The organism is Mycobacterium kyogaense (assembly GCF_003254575.1).
GTDB classification, from domain to species: domain Bacteria; phylum Actinomycetota; class Actinomycetes; order Mycobacteriales; family Mycobacteriaceae; genus Mycobacterium; species Mycobacterium kyogaense.
This window is the reverse complement of the sequence record NZ_QJUA01000020.1, coordinates 70169-92950: the sequence shown is the minus strand read 5'-3', so window position 1 is coordinate 92950 and position 22782 is coordinate 70169. Positions and strand designations below refer to the sequence as shown.

Annotated in this window: 21 protein-coding genes; 8 read left to right on the top strand and 13 right to left on the bottom strand. The window is 68.8% G+C overall.

From position 1 onward, the window contains the following. The first annotated feature begins 164 nt into the window (after positions 1-164). Entirely contained in the window at positions 165-1589 is a 1425-nt protein-coding gene (locus tag DMB80_RS15395) for an HNH endonuclease signature motif containing protein (protein ID WP_111510647.1), read from the top strand. On the opposite strand, the gene DMB80_RS15390 is transcribed toward DMB80_RS15395, so the two are convergent. From DMB80_RS15390 to DMB80_RS15365, 6 genes are read right to left on the bottom strand one after another with little or no spacing between them, the layout of a single operon-like run. Further along, on the bottom strand, positions 1568-2788 hold the full coding sequence (locus DMB80_RS15390; RefSeq protein WP_111510652.1) for a cytochrome P450: 1221 nt from the start codon (positions 2786-2788) through the stop codon (positions 1568-1570). The genes DMB80_RS15395 and DMB80_RS15390 overlap by 22 nt on opposite strands. A 16-nt stretch (positions 2789-2804) precedes the next feature. Further along, positions 2805-3545, bottom strand: a complete 741-nt coding sequence (locus tag DMB80_RS15385; protein ID WP_111510646.1) for an SDR family NAD(P)-dependent oxidoreductase — start codon at positions 3543-3545, stop codon at positions 2805-2807. A gap of 22 nt (positions 3546-3567) precedes the next feature. After that, the gene (locus DMB80_RS15380; RefSeq protein ID WP_111510645.1) at positions 3568-5172 is read right to left on the bottom strand and encodes an ABC transporter ATP-binding protein; all 1605 of its coding nucleotides are present in this window, start codon (positions 5170-5172) and stop codon (positions 3568-3570) included. Continuing rightward, on the bottom strand, positions 5169-6047 hold the full coding sequence (locus tag DMB80_RS15375) for an ABC transporter permease (protein ID WP_046363419.1): 879 nt from the start codon (positions 6045-6047) through the stop codon (positions 5169-5171). Before DMB80_RS15375 ends, DMB80_RS15380 begins: the two co-directional genes overlap by 4 nt. Beyond that, complete coding sequence (locus DMB80_RS15370) at positions 6044-7012, bottom strand: ABC transporter permease (protein WP_111510644.1); 969 nt, start codon at positions 7010-7012, stop codon at positions 6044-6046. The genes DMB80_RS15375 and DMB80_RS15370 overlap by 4 nt, the downstream gene beginning before the upstream one ends. Then, positions 7009-8550, bottom strand: coding sequence for an ABC transporter substrate-binding protein (locus tag DMB80_RS15365; protein WP_111510643.1), 1542 nt, complete (start codon positions 8548-8550; stop codon positions 7009-7011). Before DMB80_RS15365 ends, DMB80_RS15370 begins: the two co-directional genes overlap by 4 nt. A 109-nt stretch (positions 8551-8659) precedes the next feature. Between DMB80_RS15365 and DMB80_RS15360 the strand changes: the two genes are divergently transcribed. Together DMB80_RS15360 and DMB80_RS15355 are read left to right on the top strand one after the other, a co-directional pair. Continuing rightward, the gene (locus DMB80_RS15360; RefSeq protein ID WP_420812186.1) at positions 8660-9175 is read left to right on the top strand and encodes a hypothetical protein; all 516 of its coding nucleotides are present in this window, start codon (positions 8660-8662) and stop codon (positions 9173-9175) included. 70 nt (positions 9176-9245) lie between these two features. Continuing rightward, complete coding sequence (locus DMB80_RS15355) at positions 9246-10274, top strand: NAD(P)H-dependent amine dehydrogenase family protein (RefSeq protein ID WP_420812185.1); 1029 nt, start codon at positions 9246-9248, stop codon at positions 10272-10274. A 2-nt stretch (positions 10275-10276) separates the two neighbouring features. Here the strand turns inward: DMB80_RS15355 and DMB80_RS15350 are convergent, their stop codons facing one another. Further along, the gene (locus DMB80_RS15350) at positions 10277-11359 is read right to left on the bottom strand and encodes a class I SAM-dependent methyltransferase (RefSeq protein ID WP_111510640.1); all 1083 of its coding nucleotides are present in this window, start codon (positions 11357-11359) and stop codon (positions 10277-10279) included. A 79-nt stretch (positions 11360-11438) separates the two neighbouring features. Here DMB80_RS15350 and DMB80_RS15345 point away from each other — a divergent pair, with 79 nt between their 5' ends. Further along, entirely contained in the window at positions 11439-12179 is a 741-nt protein-coding gene (locus DMB80_RS15345) for an SHOCT domain-containing protein (RefSeq protein ID WP_111510639.1), read from the top strand. On the opposite strand, the gene DMB80_RS15340 is transcribed toward DMB80_RS15345, so the two are convergent. Beyond that, complete coding sequence (locus DMB80_RS15340; protein WP_111510638.1) at positions 12173-12796, bottom strand: MBL fold metallo-hydrolase; 624 nt, start codon at positions 12794-12796, stop codon at positions 12173-12175. The genes DMB80_RS15345 and DMB80_RS15340 overlap by 7 nt on opposite strands. Further along, positions 12793-13878 (bottom strand): S-(hydroxymethyl)mycothiol dehydrogenase, encoded by a 1086-nt coding sequence (locus DMB80_RS15335; RefSeq protein WP_111510637.1) that lies wholly within the window; start codon positions 13876-13878, stop codon positions 12793-12795. The genes DMB80_RS15340 and DMB80_RS15335 overlap by 4 nt, the downstream gene beginning before the upstream one ends. A gap of 49 nt (positions 13879-13927) precedes the next feature. Between DMB80_RS15335 and DMB80_RS15330 the strand changes: the two genes are divergently transcribed. Together DMB80_RS15330 and DMB80_RS15325 are read left to right on the top strand one after the other, a co-directional pair. Beyond that, positions 13928-14752: a serine hydrolase domain-containing protein gene (locus DMB80_RS15330; protein WP_111510636.1), complete on the top strand. Its 825-nt coding sequence runs from the start codon at positions 13928-13930 to the stop codon at positions 14750-14752. Positions 14753-14871: 119 nt separating this feature from the next. Beyond that, positions 14872-15384, top strand: a complete 513-nt coding sequence (locus DMB80_RS15325; protein ID WP_046363431.1) for a DUF3145 domain-containing protein — start codon at positions 14872-14874, stop codon at positions 15382-15384. Here the strand turns inward: DMB80_RS15325 and DMB80_RS15320 are convergent. Then, on the bottom strand, positions 15365-16267 hold the full coding sequence (locus DMB80_RS15320) for a diacylglycerol kinase (protein ID WP_111510635.1): 903 nt from the start codon (positions 16265-16267) through the stop codon (positions 15365-15367). The genes DMB80_RS15325 and DMB80_RS15320 overlap by 20 nt on opposite strands. Beyond that, a complete protein-coding gene (locus DMB80_RS15315; protein WP_111510634.1) occupies positions 16264-17844 on the bottom strand; it encodes an FAD-binding oxidoreductase in 1581 nt (526 codons plus the stop codon). The genes DMB80_RS15320 and DMB80_RS15315 overlap by 4 nt, the downstream gene beginning before the upstream one ends. A 53-nt stretch (positions 17845-17897) precedes the next feature. Here DMB80_RS15315 and DMB80_RS15310 point away from each other — a divergent pair, with 53 nt between their 5' ends. Continuing rightward, positions 17898-18476 (top strand): TetR/AcrR family transcriptional regulator, encoded by a 579-nt coding sequence (locus DMB80_RS15310; protein WP_111510633.1) that lies wholly within the window; start codon positions 17898-17900, stop codon positions 18474-18476. Further along, positions 18473-20017 (top strand): glycerol-3-phosphate dehydrogenase/oxidase, encoded by a 1545-nt coding sequence (locus DMB80_RS15305; RefSeq protein ID WP_111510632.1) that lies wholly within the window; start codon positions 18473-18475, stop codon positions 20015-20017. The genes DMB80_RS15310 and DMB80_RS15305 overlap by 4 nt, the downstream gene beginning before the upstream one ends. Positions 20018-20078: 61 nt before the next feature. Here the strand turns inward: DMB80_RS15305 and DMB80_RS15300 are convergent, their stop codons facing one another. Both DMB80_RS15300 and kasB read right to left on the bottom strand, forming a co-directional pair. After that, positions 20079-21509, bottom strand: a complete 1431-nt coding sequence (locus DMB80_RS15300) for an acyl-CoA carboxylase subunit beta (protein WP_111510631.1) — start codon at positions 21507-21509, stop codon at positions 20079-20081. Between the two features lie 15 nt (positions 21510-21524). After that, positions 21525-22778 carry a 3-oxoacyl-ACP synthase KasB gene (kasB, locus tag DMB80_RS15295; protein ID WP_111510630.1) on the bottom strand — a complete coding sequence of 418 codons (1254 nt, stop codon included), beginning with the start codon at positions 22776-22778 and terminating at the stop codon, positions 21525-21527. Positions 22779-22782: the final 4 nt, after the last annotated feature.

Genomic DNA, 22782 nt, shown 5'->3' with positions numbered 1-22782 from the left:
ATACGTCGGCAACGGTCGACCACGGGGCCCACGCCCCAAAACCGACAGACCGTCACCGAAGTCCTGACACATCAACTGTCACCGAAGTCCTGATGCAGAACTGTCACCGATGTCCTGAGACATCACAGTCAACGCGGTCGGACCCCACCGGTAGTATCGAACACATGTTCGAGTCCGCAGAGGCCGTCGATTGCGTCCTCGCAATGGGGTGCGCCACCCGCGCTGAGTCGCGGGCCATCGCCGAGCGCCTCGCCGCGGTGGCCCGGCTCCACGCGCTGCGGACTCGTGAGCACCCGGGGGCGGAGTGCTGGGTTGTCGACGTCACCGAGGCGGTGGCTGCAGAAGTGTCCGCGGCGCAGAACATCAGTCGCTGGCGCGCCGGGAGCCAGGTCCGCATGGCGGTGTCGCTGCACTCACGTCTCCCCGCGGTCGCGGCCGTCTTCGCGCGCGGGGAGATCGATCTACGCATGGTGCGGATCGTGCTCAATCGCACCGACAACGTCGAAAGCGGCATCATCACCGCACTCGATACCGCCCTCGCGCCGAAGCTGATCGGCTGGATGCGTTTGTCGGAGAACAAGCTGAAGGACCGCGTGGATCAGTGGGTCGCAGCATTCGACCCGGCCGGGGTTCGAGTCCCGCCGGACGTCCGCGACAACCTGCATTTCACTGTCGAATCACATCAACCCGGTACGGCATTCGCAGGCGGGTTGCTCGACGCGCTCGATGCCGCGGCGCTCGACAAGCGCCTCGACGCGCTGGCCGCCACTGTGTGCGAGGCCGATCCTCGCACCCCCATGCAACGGCGGGCAGCCGCGTGCGGCGCACTCGGCCGCGGCGAATCGACGTTGGCGTGCTGCTGCGCGTCGCAGGACTGCCCGGCTGCGGCGCTCGATGCCTCGGCCGCCCGTGTCGTGGTGCACATCCTCGCCGAGCAGGCGACCGTCGACGGGCGCAGTGACGCACCCGGCTATCTGGATGGGTTCGGAATCCTGCCCGCCGAGTCGGTGCGTGATGACGCTGCGGCGGCCGACATGCGTCCGGTCGGCAGGCCCTGTGACGAGGCGGAGTGTGGATATCGGCCGTCGCGCCGGCTTGCGGATTTCCTGCACTGGCGGGACCTGACATGTCGCTTCCCTGGTTGTGATGCTCCGGCGCAGCGGTGCGATGTCGACCACACGACACCGTGGCCCGCGGGTCCCACCCACCCGTCGAACACCAAGCTGTACTGCCGTGTCCACCATCTGATCAAGACCTTCTACACCGGCCTCAACGGATGGCGTGACGAGCAGCGGCCCGACGGCACCGTTGTACTCATCGCTCCCACGGGCCTGGTCTATCTGACTGATCCTCATGGCGGACAACTCTTTCCGTCTCTCGCGTCGTCGACGGGCGGCCTCCCTGACTGCACGAATGCCCCGGACGGCTCGGGCAAGACTGCGATGATGCCGCGTCGGACCACGACTCGCGAGCAAGATCGCCGCGACCGCGTGGCCCGCGAGCGCAGGCAGCGTATGGAGCTCGACGCACAACGCGATCGCGAGCATCGGGCGTGGCTCGCCGAAACCTACGATCCGCCGCCGTTCTGAACCGTCAGGGGCAGCGATTCCAAGCGTCGCACCAGCAGACTCGGCAGCCACCGGGCCGGCCACATGGCGCGCACATCATCCGTGCGCCTCAACAGGTGCTCCAGTACGAGACGAGTCTCGAGTCGCGCCAGCGACGCGCCGACACAGAAGTGCGCGCCCCGGCCGAACGCTATGTGGCTCTTGGCATCTCGGCGATCGATGCGGAATTCGTCAGGGGCGTCCACGTGGGCGGCGTCACGATTGGCGGCTCCCCACAGCAGGACCAGGCGCGCGCCGGCGCGCAGCCGATAGCCGTGGAGTTCGCAGTCGCGCACCACGTGGCGGTAGTGCCCGCGAAACGGCGGCTCGACGCGCAACACCTCTTCGATGAATGGCGTGATCAGCGCAGGGTCGTCGCGGAGCCGGCGCTGCAGCTCGGACTGGCTCGCCAAAACATATGCGGCCGAACCGATCAGCGACGCGGTCGATTCACCGCCTGCGCTGAACAGCGTCACCATGATCACCTGTGCGGTGACCTCGTCGACGTCGCCCGCCGCGCACGCCGAAGCCAGATCCGCCAGCAGTGTGCCCGGCGGTGCGGGGCTGTCGAGCAGGCTCGCGATGTAGGCCGCCAATTCTGCGACGGCCGTGCTCGCCGCGGCCAGTTCGTCAGCACCGACCAGGCCCTCCAGCAGTTGCGTGCTGGCATAGCCCCACTCCGTCAACCGGTCGACGTCGTCCTCGGGGACCCCGATCAGCCGGCACACCACCATCATCGGTAAACGGTTGGCGATGGCCGACATCCAGTCGATCCGGTCATGCAGCAGCGCCTCGTCCCACAGCCGGGCGACCGTGTCGGTGACGAACGACTCGAGCTCACGGAAGCGTTTCGCCGCCAGGTGGGGGAGCAGCAGCTTGCGGTGGGCCGCGTGGACGGGATCGTCGGCGATCGCGAGCACCTGGGTCGGCCCGCCCAATTCGTCCATGTCGAACACGCCGACGGTGCCGTCGGGCTGGTACGTCATCGTGCCGGTCAGATTCGACGAGAAGTCTTCCGTCCGGCCCACCGCATCGATCACCGCATCCCACGAACAGACCGCATGGAAATCCGAATCTCCTATTCGGTGCACCGGGCCCGCCCCATGCATTCGGGCGTACAGCGGGGCGGGATTCTGGATCGCCACCTCGCTGAACAGCGCCGCGCCGAGTTCGCCGGTCATGGCAGTGTTTCCTGGCTCAGCCAGCACCCTTGCCGTTGTCGACGCGATAGACCGCGCCGTGGATCGCGGCGGCGTCGTCGCTGGCCAGAAATGCGATCACCTTCGCCACATCCTCGGTGGCCATGAATCCGCGCGGCGACGCGATCCGCATGATCAGATCCCAGTCGGCGTTCTCGGGCGCTTCGAACTCGGTGGTCTGCGCGGTCGGCATGCCGCCGGGGCACACCGCGTTGACCCGCAGTCGCTCCTTGGTGAACTCGACGGCCAATGCCCGCGTCAGGCCGACCAGCCCGTGCTTGGCCGCGCAGTACCCGGCCGAGTACACCTCGCCCTCGACGCCCGCGATCGACGACACGTTGACGATGTTGCCCCCCGACGCCAGCAGGTGAGGGAGCGCGGCCCGGCACAGTGCGAACGGCGCAGTCAGGTTGACCGCCAGGTCGACGTCCCAGTCGTCGTCGGTCATCGACGCGGTGTGCCGCATCCGGTGGAAGCCCGCGATGTTGGCGAGCACATCGAGGCGGCCGAACCGCTCGACGCAGTCCGCGACCGCCGCGGCGCACGCCTCACGTGAGGAGATGTCCACCGAGGCGAACGCGCCGCCCGGGACGTCGGCGAAGATCTCCGCCATTTTCGTTGCGTCCCGGGCGATTCCGAACACCGTCGCACCCCGCTCGGCGAACAGCCGCGCGGTGGCCGCACCCAGCCCCGCCGACGCTCCCGTGACCAACGCGACCTTGCCGTTGAGCTGACTCATGATTGCACCCTCTCACGGGCGCTCAGACGGCAGCGCGCGGGCGCACCGGGGGCACCGCCGCCAGCAGCGCCCGGGTGTATTCGTGCTCGGGGTTGGTGAACAACTGCTCGGCCGGCCGGTTCTCCACCACCGCGCCGCCCCGCATCACCGCGACGTCGTGGCTGAGCTTGCGGATGACCGCCAGGTCGTGGCCGATCAACAGATACGCCAATCCGAGTTCCTGCTGGAGACGGGCCAGCAGATCGAGAACGCGCGCCTGCACCGACACGTCCAGCGCGGCGGTGGCCTCGTCGAGGATCAGCAGATCCGGCTCGGCGGCCAGGGCGCGGGCGATGCTCACCCGCTGCCGCTGCCCGCCGGACAGTTCGTGGGGATAGCGCTGCGCGAATTCGGTCGGCAAGCCGACGAGGTCGAGCAGCTCGGCCACCCGCTTCTGGCGCGCGGCGCCACCGTCGACCAGCCGGTGCACCATCAGTGGCTCCCCGATCGACGTCTCCACGCGCGCACGTGGATTCAGCGACGAGAACGGGTCCTGGAACACCAGTCCGATCCGCCGGCGTAGCGCCTTGACCTCCGAGCGCTTCACGTTCAGGATGTCCGCCCCCGCGAGCGTGGCGCTGCCGCTGTCGGGGGTCACCAGACCGGTCAGGGCCGCCGCGACGGTCGACTTGCCGGACCCGGATTCTCCGACCAGCCCCAGCGTGGTGCCACGCCGAATCCGCAACGAGACGTCATCGACGGCGTGCACGGTGGACTTGCCCACCGGGGTGGTGACCGTGAACGAGACGTCGAGGCCGTCGACCTCGAGCAGCGATTCGGCATCCGGATTCGCCTGCGGGCCAGCGACATCGAGGACGGGACGGGCAGCCAGCAGGTCACGGGTGTAGTCGTCACGGGGTCGATCGAAGGCGTCGAGGATCGGCGCCTGCTCCACGACCGCGCCGTCGCGTAGCACGGTCACCGTGTCGGCCACCTGACCGATGACCCCGAGATCGTGGCTGATCCACACGACCGCGGTGCCGAAGTCCCGCTGCAGAGTCCGCACCAGCTCGAGGATCTGCGCCTGCGTCGTGACGTCGAGCGCGGTCGTCGGCTCGTCGGCGATGAGCAGTTCCGGATCGCACGCCAGCGCGATCGCGATCATCACACGCTGTCGCTGGCCGCCGGAGAGCTGGTGTGGGTAGGCATGCAGGCGTGTCGCCGGGTCGGGCAGCCCGACGGCCTCGAGCAACTCCAGAGCCCGCGACTGCGCCTCCCGGCGCGTCACCCGGCGGTGCGTCTCGAGCGACTCGGTGATCTGACGTTCCAGCGTGAGCAGGGGATTGAGGGACGTGCCTGGGTCCTGGAACACGAACCCGATGCGCGAACCGTGCACGCGGCGAAGGTCTTTGGCACGAGCGCCGACGAGCTGCACCTCCGGGTCACCGGCGAGCGTGCTCGATCCCGAGACGCGTGCCCCCGGCGCGTCGAGCAGGCCGGTGGCCGCCAGCACCGTCATGGACTTGCCCGACCCCGATTCCCCGACGATGCCCACCGTCTGGTCCCGGGCCACCGAGAACGAGACGCCGTCGACGATCGTGCGCGCACCGATGCGCACGCCCAGATCGTCCACCGCCAACACGGTCATCGCTGCACCCCTCGTGCCTCGGCGCTGGTGCGGCGTTTCGGGTCGAGCACGTCCCGCAGCCCGTCCCCGAGCAGGTTGAAGGCCAGCACGATCACCACGATCGCCGCACCCGGGAACACTGCCATCCACCACGCCATCGTGACGAATCCCTGCGAGTCGAAGATCATCCGGCCCAGCGACGGCTCCGGCGGCTGGATGCCCAGACCGAGGAACGACAGGGCCGCCTCGGACAGGATCGCGAAGGCCAGGGACAGCGAGGTCTGCACGATCAGCGGGCCGGCGATGTTGGGCAGGATGTGCCGGCGCAGGATCACGTGATCCGGCGTGCCCATCGCATGCGACACCGCCACATAGGGTTCCGTGCGCACGCCCAGCGTGCTGGCCCGCGCGACCCTGGCGAAGATCGGGGTGTAGACGATGCCGATCGCGAGAATCGTCGTCGTCAGTCCCGGCCCCAGGATCGCGACCACGGCCAGGGCGAGCAGCAGGACCGGGAACGCGAACATCACGTCCACCAGGCGCATGAGCACGGTGTCCAGCCAGCCGCCCCGGTAACCGGCCAGCACTCCGACCGTCACCCCGACCACGACGGCGAACGCGACACTGATCACCGCGACACGCATCGAGGCCTGCGTCGCCACCAGCACGCGGGAGAGTACGTCACGGCCGAGCTCGTCGGTGCCGAACCAGTGCGCGCCGCTCGGCGGCTGCAGCGCGTCGGGCACGTCGACATCGTTGACTCCATGCGGCGCAATCGCGTTCGCGAACACCGCGATGACGGCGACGGCGAGCAGGACCAGCGCGCTGACCGCGGTGACCGGGTTGCGCGCCAGAATGCGCCAGGACGAGACGCGGGTGGGCTCGGTGGTCGTCATGCCAGCCGGATCCTCGGATCGACCACTGCGTAGAGCACGTCCACGATCAGATTGATCGCCAGGAACAGCGCCGCGATCAACAGCACCGCGCCTTGGATCACCGGGTAGTCGCGGGCGGCCACCGCGTTGTAGACGAGCCGGCCCAGGCCCGGCCACGCGAAGACCACCTCGACGACGATGACGCCGCCCAGCAGCGTGGCGAGCTGGATTCCGGTGATGGTCAGGATCGGCACCAGCGCGTTGCGCACCGTGTGCCGGAACGTGACGACGCGTGGGGAGAGCCCCTTGGAGCGTGCGGTCCGCACATAGCCCATGGCGGCGACGTCGAGCACCGCGGCGCGCACGTAACGCGTCATGATCGCAGCGGCGACGACGCCGACGGTGAGCCCGGGCAGGATGATGTGGCTCAGCCAGCCCGCCGGATCGGTGAACAACGGCCGGTACCCCGAGGTGGGCAGCCAGCCCAGCGTCGTCGAGAACAGCCCGATCAGCAGGATGCCCAGCCAGAAGTCGGGGATCGAGACGCCGAACTGGCTCGTGACCCGAACGATGGCGTCGCTGAGCCGGCCTTCCCGCAGAGCCGAGTACGTGCCGGCGGGCAGCGCGATCAGCGCGGCGATCACGATGCCGGCCGCACCCAGCGACAGGGTGGCAGGCAGCCGCTCCATCAGCGTCACGGTCACCGGGTCGCCGTTGCGGAAACTGACGCCGAGATCACCGGTGAGCGCCGAGCCGACATAGCCGAAGAACTGCGACAGGATCGGCCGGTCCAGCCCGCTGGCGCTGCGCAACGCCTCGTACGCCTCGGGGGTGTAGCGGGTGCCCAGCGCGATGCGGACCGGGTCACCGGGCACCAGGTGAACGAGCGCGAACACCACCACGGTGACACCCAGCAGCACGATCAGCGAATACAGCACCCGGCGTGCGACGAACCGGGCGATCGGATGCGACAGGACCCTCGTCATGACGCATCCCCACCCTTGTCCAGCGCCGCGTGCCGGAACCGCACGGCGCCGTCGCGGCGGGCCTCGTAACCCGTCAGCGCCGGGTTCCAGGCCTGGATCACCGAGGAGTTGTACAGGTAGATGTAGCTCACTTTGTCGGCGATCAGCGTTGCGGCGCGGGCATAGTCGGCCTTGCGCGCGGCGGGGTCGGTTTCGACACGGCCGGCGTCGAGCAGCCGGTCCACCTCCGGGTCCGAGAACTTCTGCGCGTTGCTCGAGCCGTCGGTGTGGTGCTGGGCGTAGTAGAAGTCGTCGGGGTCGATGTTGCCCAGCCAGCCGAGCATCAGCATGTCGAAGTTCCCCGAGTTCTGTTCGTCGAGCCATGTCGCGAAGTCGACGGTGCGGATGTTCACCGTGAAGCCCAGCGGCGCCAGGTTGTCGGCGATGATCTGCGCCGCGGTCACGGTCTCCGGATATTCGGTGGTGACCAGCATGTCGAGATCGCCCGGCGTGACGCCGGCCTCGCCAAGCAGCTCACGTGCCTTGTCCAGCCCTCCGCTGCGATAGCGGTCGTAGGGGGTGTACCAGGGGTTGCCCTCGGGGATCGCGAGCTCGTTGATCTTCGCGGTGCCGTAACTGGTCGCGGCGACGATTGCGTCGCGATCGATGGCGTACGCGATCGCCTGGCGTACCCGCACGTCGTTCCACGGCGCCTTCGCTTCGTTGAGCGCCAGATACCAGTAGTCGTTGCTCGGGGTCACTGCCAGACGAAGCGACTCGTCATCGGAGAGTTGGCGGACACGTTGCGGCGGAATCGAATCCGTCCAGTCGACTTCACCCGCCTGCAGCGCAGACAGCGCCGTCGACGGTTCGGAGATGAACCGGAACGTCACCCCGGGCACGCCGGGCGGGCCGTCCCAGTAGTCGGGGTTGGCGACCAGCGAAATCGAGTCGCCGCTCTTGCGGCCTGCGAAGCGGAACGGGCCGGTACCGACGGGGTTGGTCGCGATCTGCCCGCTCTCGACGTTGCGCCGCGACACGATCGCCATGCCCTTGAAGCCGCCGATGTTGGTGAGCATGTTCGGCGTCGGCCGGCTCACGCGGAGCACCACCGTCGCCGGATCGGGAGCTTCGACCGCGGTGACCGCGCTGAATTTGTCGGAGTTGGCGAGCTTTTCGTCGATGATCCGGCGGTAGGAGAACACCACGTCGTCGGCCGTGAGCGGGCTGCCGTCGTGGAACTTCACGCCGGGGCGCAGATGGAACGTCCAGGTGCGCTGGTCGGGGGAGACCTCCCACGAGGTCGCCAGGGCGGGACGCATCTGCAGGTTCTCGTCGGGTTCGACGAGGGTGTCGAACACGTTCTCCAACACCTCGAACGAGAAGTAGGCGGTGGTCTTGTGCGGGTCGAGCTGATCGGGCTCCCCGGCGATCGCGGCGATCAGCGATCCGGCAGCTCCTTCACCGAGATCGACCCGGTTACCCGTCGAGCAGCCCGTCAAGGACGCGACGAGCACGAAAATGACGAGGACAGCGGTCTGCACCGCCGTCCTCGCCATATTTCACCACCCCGGAAACTCGAGCCAGTTGAAGTGCGATTACCCGATACCGCGAATAGGCAAACCCGTGACTTTGTCTACTCCGGGCTGAAATACTCGCGGCGTGACGATGATGCGCACCCTGGCCGCGTTCCTGCTCGGTGTCTGCGCACTGGTGGGCGCCGCCGCCCCGGCCCAGGCCGACCAGGTCATAGAAGGCGTCTTCACCGTCACCCCGGAAGGCGGCAAGCCGGGCACCTGGACGATTTTCCCGTCGTGCGTTCCGGTGGTCGGCGACCTCCGGGAGGCGCTGTACCTTCCCGTCGGCTGCCGGTTGCACGTGCAGGCGAGCGCCGGCCTCGTCGGCGGTGACGCGGTGCTCACCGGTGGTCAGTGGGCCTACACGACGCCGACGGACCGGGGCATGCAGTGCCCGGACGGCTCGTGGGCGCCGACGGTGGACGTCGTGAAATTCGACGACGTGACGATGACGGGTACCCGCCAGACGCAGCACAACGGCAATTGCGGTCTGCCGCCGGGCATCATCACGACGAGGTTCACGATGGCCTACAAGGAACCGCTCGCGACCCCCGTCGACCGATATCCGCTGATCTGTGAACCCGGTGGCCTACGGCGCTGCTTCTAGCCGGGGGATCGCCGTGACACGCGCGGACGCGAAGCGGATCGTCATCTGGGGAACCGGGTTCGTCGGCAAGATGGTGATCGCCGAGGTCGTCGACCATCCCGGCTTCGAATTGATCGGGGTGGGCGTCAGCAGCCCCGACAAGGTGGGTCGCGACGTCGGTGAGATCTGCGGGCTGTCGGCACCGCTCGGGCTGAGCGCCACCGACGACATCGACGCGCTGATCGCGCTCGAGCCCGACGCCCTCGTGCACTACGGCCCGACTGCCGCGCATGCCGACACCAACATCGAGGTGATCACCCGGTTCCTGCGCGCCGGGATCGACGTGTGCTCGACGGCGATGACGCCCTGGATCTGGCCGACCATGCACCTCAATCCGCCCAACTGGATCGAACCCGTCACGGTCGCTTGCGAACTGGGGGAGTCGTCGTGTTTCACCACCGGCATCGACCCCGGCTTCGCCAACGATCTGTTCCCGATGACGTTGATGGGCCTGTGCTCCGAGGTTCGCACCGTGCGCGCATCGGAGCTACTGGATTACACCAACTACACCGGTGACTACGACCGGGAGATGGGGATCGGCAGGCCGCCGGAGTACACGGCGATGCTGGAGAACTCCGACATCCTCGTGTTCGCCTGGGGTGCAACGGTTCCGATGATCGCCCACGCCGCTGGCATCATGCTCGACGAGATCACCACGACGTGGGAGAAGTGGGTGACGCCGGTGGATCGGCCGACCGCCAAGGGCGTCATCGCGGCGGGCAACGTTGCCGCGGTGAGGTTCACGATCAACGGCGTGTACCGGGGAGAAACGCGTATCCAGGTCGAACATGTGAACCGGATCGGCAACGACGCCGCACCGGACTGGCCGTCGGGCACCGAGAACGACGTGTACCGCGTTGACATCGAGGGCACGCCCAGCATCAGCCAGGAGACGGCATTCCGGTTCACCGACGGCTCCGGCCGGGACGCCGCGGCCGCCGGGTGTCTGGCCACGGGTTTGCGCGCGCTGAACGCGGTCCCGGCGGTCAACGCGCTCTCACCCGGCTGGGTGACCGCGCTGGATCTGCCGCTGATCCCCGGGGTGGGAACCATCCGCTGAACTCAGCGGCGTTTCTCGAGCACGACGTAGGCGAGCGGGATCTGGGTGCGTTCCGGGGCCGCGGCCAGCCGCTCTGCGATGCCCTTCTCCAGCCGCTCGTGCAGATCGGCGCAGCGGGGGTTCGCGAGGCCCCCGTCCAGCGCCGCACTGAGGGCGGCGAACAGCGAGGCCCGCGCGAAGCCGGCCCAGCGCGCTCCGAAATCCACGGCGTCCTTGTCGGCTTGATATCGGTCCCAGAACCGATCCTGCGCATCGACGATTTCCAGGTGCGCGATCGACAGCCGCTCGAAGACCCCCGACGGCGCGAAGGGCGCCGTGACATCGGCGGCCGTCCGGGACACGGTCGGGATGCACATCCGCGCGGACTCGTCGGCGCTGAGCACGCCGGCGGCCGTCACCTCGGCGAGCGCATCCGCGATGGCCGTGAGCAGCGGCCGGAACCCCACCTCGCCGTCGTCGCCGATACCCATCGTGGTCACCACGAGCCGGCCGCCGGGACACAGCTCGCGACCGCGGAACGCGACGAACTCGTGCCAGTCCCGCGCTGCCTGCTTGGCGTAGGCCGCCTGCAATTCGTCGTCGCCGCACGTGGCCACCTGCAGGTGAGAACCCACCACCGGCGCAGGCACCTGGCTCAGCCACTGGATCGCCCACGCACTCCACCCCAGGTTGACGCTGTTCGACGGCAGGATCTGCGAGTAGAACGAGCGCCCGACCGCGGAGGCGAACGCTGCCCGGTCCTTGGCCAGGTAGGTGTCGGGGTCCTCCTCCAGCGTCCGGAACAGCGCCGTGAAATCGTTGTCGGGCCGATCGGTGTGGGCGACGAGCACCGAGTGTTCCGGGCGGGTTCTGTTGCGCAGCACCGAGATCGCCGCGCCCATCGGCAACAGCGCATTGTGTCCCGTTGCCGCACCGTAGTCGGCCAGGACGATCGGCTGCGGCGGGGTGGGCAGGGGCACTGCGGCGGCGGCGTCGGCGAAGATCTCGGTGGCACGCGTCAGCCCGGCGGCCTGCAGCCGCGACGCGGCGGTGTAGGTGCCGCTGTCGACCGGTTCCGGTCGCACCACGATGCTCGACTCGGGCATCTTCGAGACGGTAGTCCCTGCGCGCGGTCCGCGCCGACGAAAAGCCCGGCGTGCAACCCGGCGTGCGACACTGACGCGCGTGACCGCTCGGACCGGCCCCAAGATCGCGGTGGTCGCCGCGGTGATGACGTTGATCGCGGGCGTGGCGGGCCTGATCGTGACGCTCGTGCTCAGCGCCGTGGTGTTCGACGACTTCGACGCCTACGGCGAGATCCCGGTGCCCGGGTCGGGACGGGTGCAGCTGCCCGCAGGTGAGGTGACGGTCAACTTCCACACCTCGGTGACGGGAGGGATCGACGGCGGTTTCCCGGTGCCACCGCTCGAGATCGGCATCGACGCTCCCGACGGCGTGCCAGATCCCGTGCTGACCGAAGACATCGGATCGACGACATCGGTGAACAACGATGTGCGCGTGCGCATCTGGACCCTTCAGGTCGCCCAGGGCGGGGTGTACGACGTCCGGACGGACGGATCGGTGGGCGGCTACATCAACCCGCGACTGGCCTTCGGTAAGGACAGCTCACCCGGCTGGGTGCTGTGGGCGTGCGGCGGGCTGATCGCACTCGGACTCCTCGAGCTCGCCGCGGCGATCACGTGGTGGGCTCGCTCCGGGCGCCGGCCGCAACCGATGCCCGGCCCGATCGTCCTCGACGACGCGCAGTGGCCCGGACCCGTCCCACCGCCGGTGCACAGTTACCAGCCCACCGACGAGGCGGTGCGTCTGCGACAGCTCGAGACGCTTGCGGCCCTGCGCGATTCGGGGGCGCTGACCGACGCCGAGTTCGAGGCCGAGAAGCGCCGGATCCTCGACACTCAGTGACCGCGGGCGACCCACTCGTCGTAGTGCACGATCTCATCGCCCACGGTGGTCGTATCGCCGTGGCCGGTGTAGACGACGGTGTCGCCGGGCAGGGTGCCCAACCGTCCCGAGATGGATTCCAGGATGGTGGGGAAGTCCGAGAAGGAGCGCCCGGTGGCACCCGGACCGCCGGAGAACAGCGTGTCACCGCTGAACACCGCGGTCAGCTCCGGCGCGTGCCAGCAGACCGAGCCCGGGGAGTGGCCGGGGGTGTGCAGCGCACGCAGTTCGATGCCTCCCACCGACAGCGTGTCACCGTCGTTCACTGCGCGAAAGTCGCTGTCGGGGTGCGTCATCCGCCACAGGACATCGTCGGCGGGATGCAGCAGCACCGGTGCGTCGAGGGCCTTCGCCAATTCGGGCGCGACCGTGACGTGATCGTTGTGGCCGTGGGTGCACACCACCGCGATCACGTTCCTGCCGCCGACCGCCTCGATGATCGGCGCGGCGCTGTGCGCGGCGTCGAACACCACGACGTCCTTGTCGTCGCCGACGAGCCAGATGTTGTTGTCGACATCCCAGCTGCCGCCGTCGAGTTCGAACGTGCCGCTGGTGACCAGCCGCTGGATGGCGCTCACAGGACCACCACCGAGCGCAGCACCTCTCCGGCGTGCATCTTGTGGAACGCATCTTCGATCTGGTCGAGTCCGATGCGTTCGGAGACGAACTTGTCGAGGGGGAACCGCCCCTGCAGATACAGCGAGATCAGCGTCGGGAAGTCCCGTTCGGGTAGGCAGTCGCCGTACCACGACGATTTCAACGACCCACCGCGGGAGAAGAAGTCGATCAGCGGCATCTCCAGCGTCATGTCGGGAGTGGGCACGCCGACCAGGACCACGGTGCCCGCGAGGTCACGCGCGTAGAAGGCCTGCTTCCACGTCTCGGGCCGCCCGACCGCGTCGATCACGACGTCGGCACCGAACCCGTCGGTGAGGTCCTGGATCGTTTCCACGGCGTCGAGCTCCTTGGCATTGACGGTGTGGGTGGCCCCGAACTGCCTGGCCCACTCCAGCTTTCGGTTGTCCATGTCGACGGCGATGATGCGTTTGGCACCGACGAGCGCGGCGCCGGCGATCGCGGCGTCACCGACGCCGCCGCAGCCGATGACGGCGACGGTGTCGTCGCGGTTGATCGCGCCGGTGTTGATGGCCGCGCCCACACCGGCCATCACGCCGCAGCCGAGCAGGCCTGCCGCGGCGGGGTCGGCGGCCGGATCGACCTTGGTGCACTGACCTTCGTGGACCAGGGTCTTGTCGGCGAACGCGCCGATGCCGAGCGCGGGAGTCAGCTCGGTGCCGTCGGTCAGCGTCATCTTCTGCGCGGCGTTGTGGGTGTCGAAGCACAGATGCGGGCGGCCGCGTTTACAGGCCCGGCACCGCCCGCACACCGCGCGCCAGTTCAGGATCACGAAGTCACCGGGCTCTACGTTGGTGACACCCTCGCCGACCGTCTCGACGATGCCGGCCGCCTCGTGGCCGAGCAGGAACGGGAATTCGTCGTTGATGCCGCCCTCGCGGTAGTGCAGATCGGTGTGGCACACCCCGCACGCCTGGATGTCGACCACGACCTCACCCGGCCCCGGATCGGGGATCACGATGTCCACCACCTCGACCGGCTGGCCCTTCGAACGGGAGATCACGCCGCGCACCGTCTGAGTCATGCCTGAACCCTAATATGTGGCCCCGGCGTCGTCGCTAGGCTCATCACCGATGAGCGCACTCGACGCCCTGGCCGACTGGCCCGTCCCGACCGTCGCCGCCGCGGTCGTCGACCGCAACGGAACGCTGGCCCGCCACGGCGACCAGACGCAGACCTTTCCGCTCGCCTCGGTGACCAAACTGCTCGCCGCGCGCGCGATCCAGATCGCGGTGGAGGAGGGCGTGTTCGACCTCGACACCCCGGCCGGACCGCCGAACGCCACGATCCGCCACCTGCTGGCACACACGGCAGGCTACGAGATGACCTCGGAGAAGGTGCTCGCCGCACCGGGCACCCGGCGGATCTACTCCAATCACGGGTTCGCCGTCGCGGCCGAGGTGCTGGAGCGCGAGTCGGGCATCCCGTTCACCGACTACCTGACCGAATCGGTGTTCGACCCCCTGCAGATGTCGGACACCACCCTGGACGGGGGTGCACCGGCGGCCGGCTACGGCGCGACGTCGACCGTGGCCGATCTGACGGCGTTCGCCGGTGAGCTGCTGACGCCGGCCCTGGTGTCGCAGCGGATGCACGAGGCCGCCACATCGGTGCAGTTCCCCGGCCTCGACGGAGTGCTGCCCGGGTTCGGTAGGCAGCGGCCCAACGACTGGGGACTGGGCTTCGAACTGCGGGACGGCAAATCACCCCACTGGACCGGAGCGCAGAACTCGCCACGGACCTACGGGCACTTCGGCCAATCGGGGACGTTGCTGTGGGTGGACCCCGACGCCGCGTTGGCCCTGGTCGTGCTCACCGACCGGCCATTCGGTGACTGGGCGCACGACGTGATGCCCGCCCTGTCTGATGAAGTTCTGAGAGATTACAGGGCGGACTAGCGCAACACGCGTCTCACAAGGCACAATTACCTCGAAAGAAACAATTTCATCTGCTGACTCACTCGGAAACCACCAGGTCGTTGGGGAAGACGTCCCTCGTGGAGCCGAAGGAGCAACAGATGCGTGCAGCGAATCAATTCGCCGACACGACGACGGGTGTGGTGTACGTACATGCCTCACCCGCGGCGGTGTGCCCGCACGTCGAGTGGGCGTTGTCGTCGACCCTCAACGCGAGGGCGAATTTGAAGTGGACGCCGCAACCGGCCATGCCCGGGCAGCTGCGTGCCGTGACGAACTGGGTGGGACCCGTGGGCACCGGCGCTCAACTGGCCAATGCCCTGCGGTCCTGGTCGGTGCTGCGGTTCGAGGTCACCGAAGACCCGAGCCACGGCGTCGACGGGCACCGCTGGTGCCATACCCCCCAGCTCGGCCTGTGGAGCGGCGCGATGAGCGCCAACGGCGACGTGATGGTCGGGGAGATGCGGCTGCGCACCCTGATGGCCTCCGGTGCCGACATGCTGGCCGCCGAACTCGACTCCGTCCTCGGCACCGCGTGGGACGAGGCGTTGGAGGCCTACCGCGACGGCGGAGTGGGCGCCGAAGTCAGCTGGCTCAGCCGCGGGGTCGGGTAGCGGGTCCCAGTACCCTCAACGCGCCCGGCACCACGGTGAGCTCCACGGGCAGCGGACACACGTACTCGCCGTCGGCGTAGGCATTGATTCCCGGTGACTCGACCGTGATCGTCGCAGCACGCCGGGTCGTCACCTCCGGCAGGTTCACATGGGTCCCCTTGAACACGGTCGGGAACAGCCGGATCAACCGCGTGCGGGATGCTGACGCGACCATCGTGACATCGAGCAGCCCGTCGGTCGGGTCGGCGCCGGGACAGATCAGCATGCCGCCGCCGTAGCTTCGGGTGTTGCCGAACGCGGCCAGCGTGAGTTCGGTCTCGACCTCGGTGCCGTCGAACGTGAGCCGGAACGGCAGCAACCGCAGCTGGGAGATCTCGGCCAGCATGGCCAGGTTGTAGCGCATGCGCCCGTGCGGCCAGCGCATCCGGTTGGTCCGATCGGTGACCAGGGAATCGAAACCCGCCGCCATCACCGTGCCGAACCACCGCCGGGTGCCGTCGGCGCCGGCGATCAACCCCAGGTCGTAAATGCCGATCTCGCCGTCGACGACCGCGTCGGCGGCCGCCTCGGGCCCGGTGGGGATGCCGAACGCGCGCGCGTGATCATTGCCGGTGCCGGCCGGGATGATGCCCAGCGGGGTCGGCGTCTGCGCGAGGATCTGCAGCGCGAGCGAGACGATGCCGTCGCCGCCGACCACGACCAGCGCGTCCATGCCGCGTTCCAACGCGCCCTCGACGAGTTCGCGTGCATGGGCGGGATCACGGCCGACGAGTGCGACGACGTCGACGCCGCGTTCCTGGAAGCGGCTGATCGCCCGTTCGGCGGCGTGGCGGGCGTTGCCGTGCCCGGAGGCCGGGTTGGTCAGGACGACGATCCGGTTCACGGAATCAGCTTGCCCGGGTTCATGATTCCGGTGGGGTCGAGGGTCGACTTCACGGCACGCAGCACGGCGACGCCGAGGTCACCGACCTCGTCGCGCATCCAGGGGCGGTGGTCGGCGCCGACCGCGTGGTGGTGGGTGATCGTCGCGCCGACGCGCACCATCGCTTCCGAGGCGGCGGTCTTGGCGGCGCGCCACTGCTCGATCGGGTTGCCGCGCTGGGCGGCAACGACGGTGAAGTAGAGCGACGCGCCGGTGGGGTAGACGTGCGAGATGTGGCACATCACCAGCGCAGGCGTCCCCGAATCGGCCAGCGAGCGGGTCAGTGCGTCGGTGACGGCAGCCTTCAGTGTCGGGACGTTCGACCACGACGTCGCGGTCTCCAGCGTCTCGCACAGCGCGCCGGCCGACAGCAGCCCGTCTCGCAGGTAGGGGGCGTTGAACCGGCCGTGCTCCCACGCGCGTGCCGGGCCCTCGCCCAGTGACGTTCCACCATTGGCGGACAACAGGTCTCGCGTCTCGGCGTGGCGGCTGGCGACGTGGGCCTCGGTGCCCTCGAAGGCCGTGATGGCCAGGCAGCCGCCGGTGATCTGGGTCTCGCCGATGCTGTCGGCGGTGGCCAGGTTGACGCCGGTCTCCGCCTCGTCGGAAAGCCGGATCACCGTCGGCCCCGCACCGGTCTGCGCAACGGCCCGTAACGCGGCCGCGCCGGTGGCGAAGTCGGGAAACGACCATGCCTCGTAGCGCGTGGTCTCCGGCACCGGATGGACGCGCACCCGGACCTTCGTGATGACGCCGAAAGTGCCCTCGGAACCGAGCAGAAGCTGCCGCAGATCCGGTCCCGCGGCCGATGCGGGTGCGCGGCCCGCATCGAACACTCCCGCCGGCGTCACGGCACGCAGGCCGCGCACCATGTCGTCGAAGCGGCCGTAGCCCGAGGAATCCTGGCCCGACGAGCGGGTTGCGGCGAAGCCACCGATCGTGGCGAAACAGAAGCTCTGCGGGAAATGGCCGAGTGAGAAGCCGCGCTCGTTCAGCAGCTGCTCGGCGTCGGGTCCCGTCAGGCCGGCGCCCAGCTCGGCCTCCCAGGAGACGTCGTCGAGCGAGTGCAGCTCGTCGAACCGGCGCAGATCCACCGACACCACGGCCTTGAAGTCGCCCCGCAGCGGGTCCAGGCCGCCGACCACGCTGGTGCCACCGCCGAACGGAACGACCGCGATGCTGTGGTCGGCGCAGAATCGCAACACGGCGGCCACCTCGTCGTCTTCGCCGGGCACCAGCACCGCGTCCGGGCCGTCCTGCACGCCGAAATCCCTGCGGCGCAACAGATCCAGCGTCGACTTGCCGCCTGCGCGGAGCAGCCGGTCGCGGTCCTCGACGAGGACGTTCTCGGCGCCGAGGATCGCGGCGAGACCCTCGCGGTCGCTCGGCGACAGAGCCGATGGGCGAACCCTGACCTGGTCGAGGGTGGGCTCTGCCGTCGGCTCGGCGTCGATGCCCAGGGCCTGGGTGAGTAGCGAGCGAATACCGGGCGACAGCGGCTTCGCTGCGGCGGGATCACCCCAGGCGTTCCATGCCATCGGAGGTCGTGTGGGCTGGCCGGCAAGCGAAGACATGCGTTACAGTATTACAGATGGTGTCAATCCGTAACTCCGATTCGAGTGTCGAGAAGCGCATTCTCGACGCCGCCGCGGCGTGCATCCTCGCCTACGGTGTCGAACGGACGACCATGACCGAGATCGCGCGGCGCGCCCGGGTCAGTCGCCCGACCATCTATCGGCGCTGGCCCGACATCCGGTGGGTGATCGCCGAGCTGCTCACCGTGCGCATCTCCGGGGTGCTCGAGCAGGTGCCCGATCGCGGCGCCGGCCGGGAGGCGACGGTCGAGCGCGTGGTGGCGGTCGCTGAGCACCTGCGCAACGACGAAGTCGTGCAGTCGGTGATCCGCAACGCGCCCAACCTGGCGATGGTCTACATCGCCGAACGTCTGGGCACCAGCCAGCAGATCCTCATCGACGCGCTCGCCGAAGCGATCAAGGCCGGCCAGGCCGAAGGCAGTGTGCGTCAAGGTGACCCGCACGAGATGGGTGCCATGTGCCTGCTGATCACACAGTCCACGATCCAGTCCGCCCAGATGGTGGAGAAGCTGCTCGACGCCGACGCCATCAACGTCGAACTCGCCCGCGCGCTCAACGGATACCTCGCCTCATGAGCAGCTCCTCGAATACCGCGTTGAACGCCGCCCGGCGCACCGCCGAACTACAGGAGCTCGGCGACGGCGCACCGCTGGACCTGCTCGTGATCGGCGGCGGCATCACCGGTGCCGGCATCGCGCTCGACGCTGCGACGCGTGGGCTGTCGGTGGCCCTGGTCGAGAAACGCGATCTGGCCTTCGGCACCAGCCGGTGGAGTTCCAAGCTGGTGCACGGCGGCCTGCGATACCTCGCCAGCGGCAATGTCGGCATCGCCCGGCGCAGTGCCGTGGAGCGCGGAATCCTGATGACACGCAACGCGCCTCACCTCGTGCACGCGATGCCGCAACTGGTGCCGCTGCTGCCCGAGATGAACCGCGCGTCGCGGGCGCTCGTCCGATTCGGATTCGCCGCCGGTGACGGTCTGCGGGCGCTGGCCGGCACACCCGCATCGGTGCTGCCGCGCTCACGCCGGATCGGCGCGGCCGCAGCCGTCGCGATGGCCCCGACTGTGCGTCGCGACGGCCTGGACGGGGCGCTGCTGGCCTATGACGGTCAGCTCGTCGACGACGCGCGACTGGTCACCGCGGTGGCGCGCACCGCCGCGCAGCACGGCGCCCGCATCCTCACCCACGTCGAGGCGAGCGCGGCGTCGGGAACCTCGGTGACGCTCACCGACACGCTGACGGGGGAGACGCTCGAGGTGTCGGCACGAGCGGTGGTGAACGCGACCGGAGTCTGGGCCGGACAGGTCGACGCCTCGCTGCGGCTGCGGCCCAGCCGCGGCACCCACCTGGTCTTCGATGCGGCGGCGTTCGGCAATCCCACTGCGGCACTGACGATTCCGATCCCCGGCGAGATCAACAGGTTCGTCTTCGCGATGCCCGAACAGCTGGGCCGCGTCTACCTCGGGCTGACCGACGAAGACGCCCCCGGGGCAATACCCGATGTGCCCGAACCGACCTCGCAGGAGGTGCAGTTCCTGCTCGACACCGTCAACACGGCGCTGGCGACGTCACTCGGACCGGACGATGTCGTCGGCAGCTACGCCGGGTTGCGGCCCTTGATCGACACCGGCGCCGGCCGGACCGCGGACGTGTCGCGAGAGCATGCGGTCACCGAGTCGCCGAACGGCGTGCTCAGCGTGATCGGCGGCAAGCTGACCGAATACCGGTTCATGGCCGAGGACGTCGTGGATCGCGCTGTCGCGCTGCGCGGGCTCGCCGCCGGTGCGTGCCGGACCCGTGATCTCCCGCTGATCGGTGCGCCGTCCAATCCCGGTGCAGCGCACAGCGTTTCAGGTCACCTGCCGGAGTCGCTGGTGGCTCGCTACGGCGCCGAGGCGCCCGACGTCATCGCGGGTGCCTCATGCTCACGGCCCACCGAACCCGTCGCCGAGGGCATCGATGTCACGCGCGCGGAGTTCGAGTACGCCGTCACGCACGAAGGCGCATTGAGCGTCGACGACATCCTCGACCGGCGCACCCGAATCGGCCTTGTCGCCGCGGACCGCGAGCGCGCGCTGCCCGCGGCTGAGGAACTGCTCGCCCTCAGCCGCTGAGCAGACACAAACTCGAGCAATTCCGGCCGGAATCACTCGAGTTCGCGTCTGCTCGCGGGGCTTACAGCGGGATGTTCTTGTGGCGGCCGCGGCGCATCGGCGCCTCGGCGAGCGCCTGCGTGAGCACGCTGCGGGTGTGCGCGGGATCGATCTTCGCATCCACGACACCGATCTCGATGGCGGAATCGACACCGCCGGCGATCTTCTCGTGCTCGATGGCCAGCGCCTCGTGCAGCGACTCGCGCTCCTCGGGGGCGGCGGCAGCCAGCTTCTTCTTGTGCAGGATGCCGACGGCTGCCTTGGCGCCCATGACGGCCACCTCGGCGTCAGGCCACGCGAACACCTTGGTGGCGTTCAGTGACCGCGAGTTCATCGCGATGTACGCACCGCCGTAGATCTTGCGGGTGACCAGCGTGACGCGCGGCACCGAGCTCTCACCGAACGCGTGCAGCAGCTTGGCGCCGCGACGGACCACGCCGCCCCACTCCTGGTCCACGCCCGGCAGGTAGCCCGGCACGTCGACGACCACGACCAGCGGGATGCCGAACGCGTCGCACAGCCGCACGAAGCGAGCCGACTTCTCGGCGCTCTCGGAGTTCAGGCAGCCGCCCAGACGCAGCGGGTTGTTCGCGATGACACCGACGGAGCGGCCGGCCAGCCGGCCCAGACCGACGACGATCGACGGGGCCCAGCGGGACTGGAACTCCTCGAACGGCACACCCTCGTCCAACAGCGCCTCGACCAGCGGGTGCACGTCGTAGGCGCGGCGTGCCGACTCGGGCAGCAGCGCCTTGAGGTCGGTGTCGCCGGCCTCGGCCTTCGTGCGATCGAAGTGGCCCTGCTGGCAGAACAGTCCGACCAGACGGCGGCCGCGCTCATAGGCGTCGAGCTCGTCGTCGGCGACGATGTGGCACACACCGGACTTCTTGTGGTGCGCCTCGGGTCCGCCGAGCGACACCATGTCGACGTCCTCGCCCGTGACACTGCGCACCACGTCAGGTCCGGTGACGAACACCTTGCTGTCGGGCGCCATGATGATGACGTCGGTCAGTGCGGGGCCGTAGGCGGCGCCGCCGGCGGCGAAGCCGACCACCACGGAGATCTGCGGGATGTAGCCGGACGCGCGGATCATCGCCTCGAAGACCAGACCGACCGCGTGCAGCGCTTTGACACCCTCGGCCAGCCGCGCACCGCCGGAGTGCCAGATGCCGACGATGGGGCTCTGCTCGTCGATCGCGACGTCGTAGGCATCGACGATGTGCTTGCAGCCGTCGACGCCCATCGCGCCACCCATCACGGTGCCGTCGGTGCAGAACGCCACCGTGCGGACACCGTTGACGGTGCCTGCGGCGGCCAGCACACCCGACTTGTCGCGCTCGTGCAGCAGCTCGACGCTGCCGTCATCGAAGAACGTCGCCAACCGCAGCATCGGGTCGCGCGGATCGAGGGACTCGTTGACGTCGGTGGCGGGGCGATTCTCGATGGTGGTCATAGATGTCTCCTGCTTTCAGTATTTGCCGAAGGCGAGTGCGACGTTGTGCCCGCCGAAACCGAACGAATTGTTGATGGCGTAGGTGTAGTTGCCCCGCCGAGGCTCGCCCGCGACGACGTCGAGGTCGATCTCGGGGTCGAGGTTCTTCAAATTGAGTGTGGGGGGAATGACGCCGGTGCGCAGCGCCTGGACGGTGAGGATGGACTCGACCGCGCCGACCGCACCGACCGAATGGCCGAGAGCGGACTTCGGCGCGTAGACCGCGGGCCGATGCCCGCCCATCGCCTTGTTGATCGCCTGGCCTTCGGCGACATCGCCGACGCTGGTGCCCGTCGCGTGAGCATTGACGTGGTCGATGTCGCTCGGCTGCAGCCCGGCCAGCTGGATGGCGCGCGTCATCGCATAACCTGCCTGCTCACCGTTGGGGTCGGGAGCGACCATGTGGTAGCCGTCGGAGGTGACGCTGGCGCCCATCAGACGCGCGAGGATCGTGGCGCCGCGCGCCTTGGCGTGCTCTTCGGTCTCGATGACCATCAGTGCAGCGCCTTCGCCGAACACGAAGCCGTCCCGGTCACGGTCGAACGGGCGGCAGGCGCCGGCCGGATCGTCGTTGTTGGTCGACATCACGATGCGCATCTGGGCGAAACCGGCGATCGGCACGGCTTCGATGCGTTGCTCGACACCGCCGCAGATCGCGATGTCGGCTTCGCCGAGCACGATGTTGCGCCACGCCTGCGCGATGCCCTCGGAGCCGGACGCACACGCCGAGACCGGGGTGACCACCCCGGCTTTGGCGCCACGATCCAGACCCACCACGGCCGACGGGCCGTTGGGCATGTACATCTGCACGGCAAGCGGCGACACGGCGTCGACGCCGCTGTCCCGCATGCCGTCATAGGCGAACACCAGCGCCTCGGCACCGCCGAGGCCGGTCCCGATCGACACCATCAGACGGTGGGTGTCGACCTCGGGGGACCCGGCGTTGCGCCAGACACGACGTCCGAGCACGGTGGCCATCTTCTGCGGATAGGACATCCGCTTGTTCTCGGCCTCGGTCAGTTCCCCGACGAAGTCCTCCAACAGATGGCCACCGATGCGCACCGGCAGGTCGAACTCCTCGACGAAGGGGTCATCGAGCAGGCGGATGCCGCTCTTGCCCTCCAGCAGCGCCGCCCACGTGCCTTCGGCATCGGTGGCGACGCTCGTCGTCATGGCCATACCGGTCACGACGACGTCGGGGAGTCCGTTCCCTGTTGTCGGTGCAGCCATGCTC

Coding starts and splice junctions, on each gene's coding strand:
- DMB80_RS15325 (WP_046363431.1), top strand. CDS start 14,872: ATGCGTGCAGCGAATCAATTCGCCGACACGACGACGGGTGTGGTGTAC.
- DMB80_RS15395 (WP_111510647.1), top strand. CDS start 165: ATGTTCGAGTCCGCAGAGGCCGTCGATTGCGTCCTCGCAATGGGGTGC.
- DMB80_RS15390 (WP_111510652.1), bottom strand. CDS start 2,788: ATGACCGGCGAACTCGGCGCGGCGCTGTTCAGCGAGGTGGCGATCCAG.
- DMB80_RS15370 (WP_111510644.1), bottom strand. CDS start 7,012: ATGACGAGGGTCCTGTCGCATCCGATCGCCCGGTTCGTCGCACGCCGG.
- DMB80_RS15330 (WP_111510636.1), top strand. CDS start 13,928: ATGAGCGCACTCGACGCCCTGGCCGACTGGCCCGTCCCGACCGTCGCC.
- DMB80_RS15355 (WP_420812185.1), top strand. CDS start 9,246: ATGGTGATCGCCGAGGTCGTCGACCATCCCGGCTTCGAATTGATCGGG.
- DMB80_RS15375 (WP_046363419.1), bottom strand. CDS start 6,047: ATGACGACCACCGAGCCCACCCGCGTCTCGTCCTGGCGCATTCTGGCG.
- DMB80_RS15300 (WP_111510631.1), bottom strand. CDS start 21,509: ATGACCACCATCGAGAATCGCCCCGCCACCGACGTCAACGAGTCCCTC.
- DMB80_RS15335 (WP_111510637.1), bottom strand. CDS start 13,878: ATGACTCAGACGGTGCGCGGCGTGATCTCCCGTTCGAAGGGCCAGCCG.
- DMB80_RS15310 (WP_111510633.1), top strand. CDS start 17,898: ATGGTGTCAATCCGTAACTCCGATTCGAGTGTCGAGAAGCGCATTCTC.
- DMB80_RS15360 (WP_420812186.1), top strand. CDS start 8,660: ATGATGCGCACCCTGGCCGCGTTCCTGCTCGGTGTCTGCGCACTGGTG.
- kasB (WP_111510630.1), bottom strand. CDS start 22,778: ATGGCTGCACCGACAACAGGGAACGGACTCCCCGACGTCGTCGTGACC.
- DMB80_RS15385 (WP_111510646.1), bottom strand. CDS start 3,545: ATGAGTCAGCTCAACGGCAAGGTCGCGTTGGTCACGGGAGCGTCGGCG.
- DMB80_RS15380 (WP_111510645.1), bottom strand. CDS start 5,172: ATGACCGTGTTGGCGGTGGACGATCTGGGCGTGCGCATCGGTGCGCGC.
- DMB80_RS15350 (WP_111510640.1), bottom strand. CDS start 11,359: ATGCCCGAGTCGAGCATCGTGGTGCGACCGGAACCGGTCGACAGCGGC.
- DMB80_RS15305 (WP_111510632.1), top strand. CDS start 18,473: ATGAGCAGCTCCTCGAATACCGCGTTGAACGCCGCCCGGCGCACCGCC.
- DMB80_RS15315 (WP_111510634.1), bottom strand. CDS start 17,844: ATGGCATGGAACGCCTGGGGTGATCCCGCCGCAGCGAAGCCGCTGTCG.
- DMB80_RS15365 (WP_111510643.1), bottom strand. CDS start 8,550: ATGGCGAGGACGGCGGTGCAGACCGCTGTCCTCGTCATTTTCGTGCTC.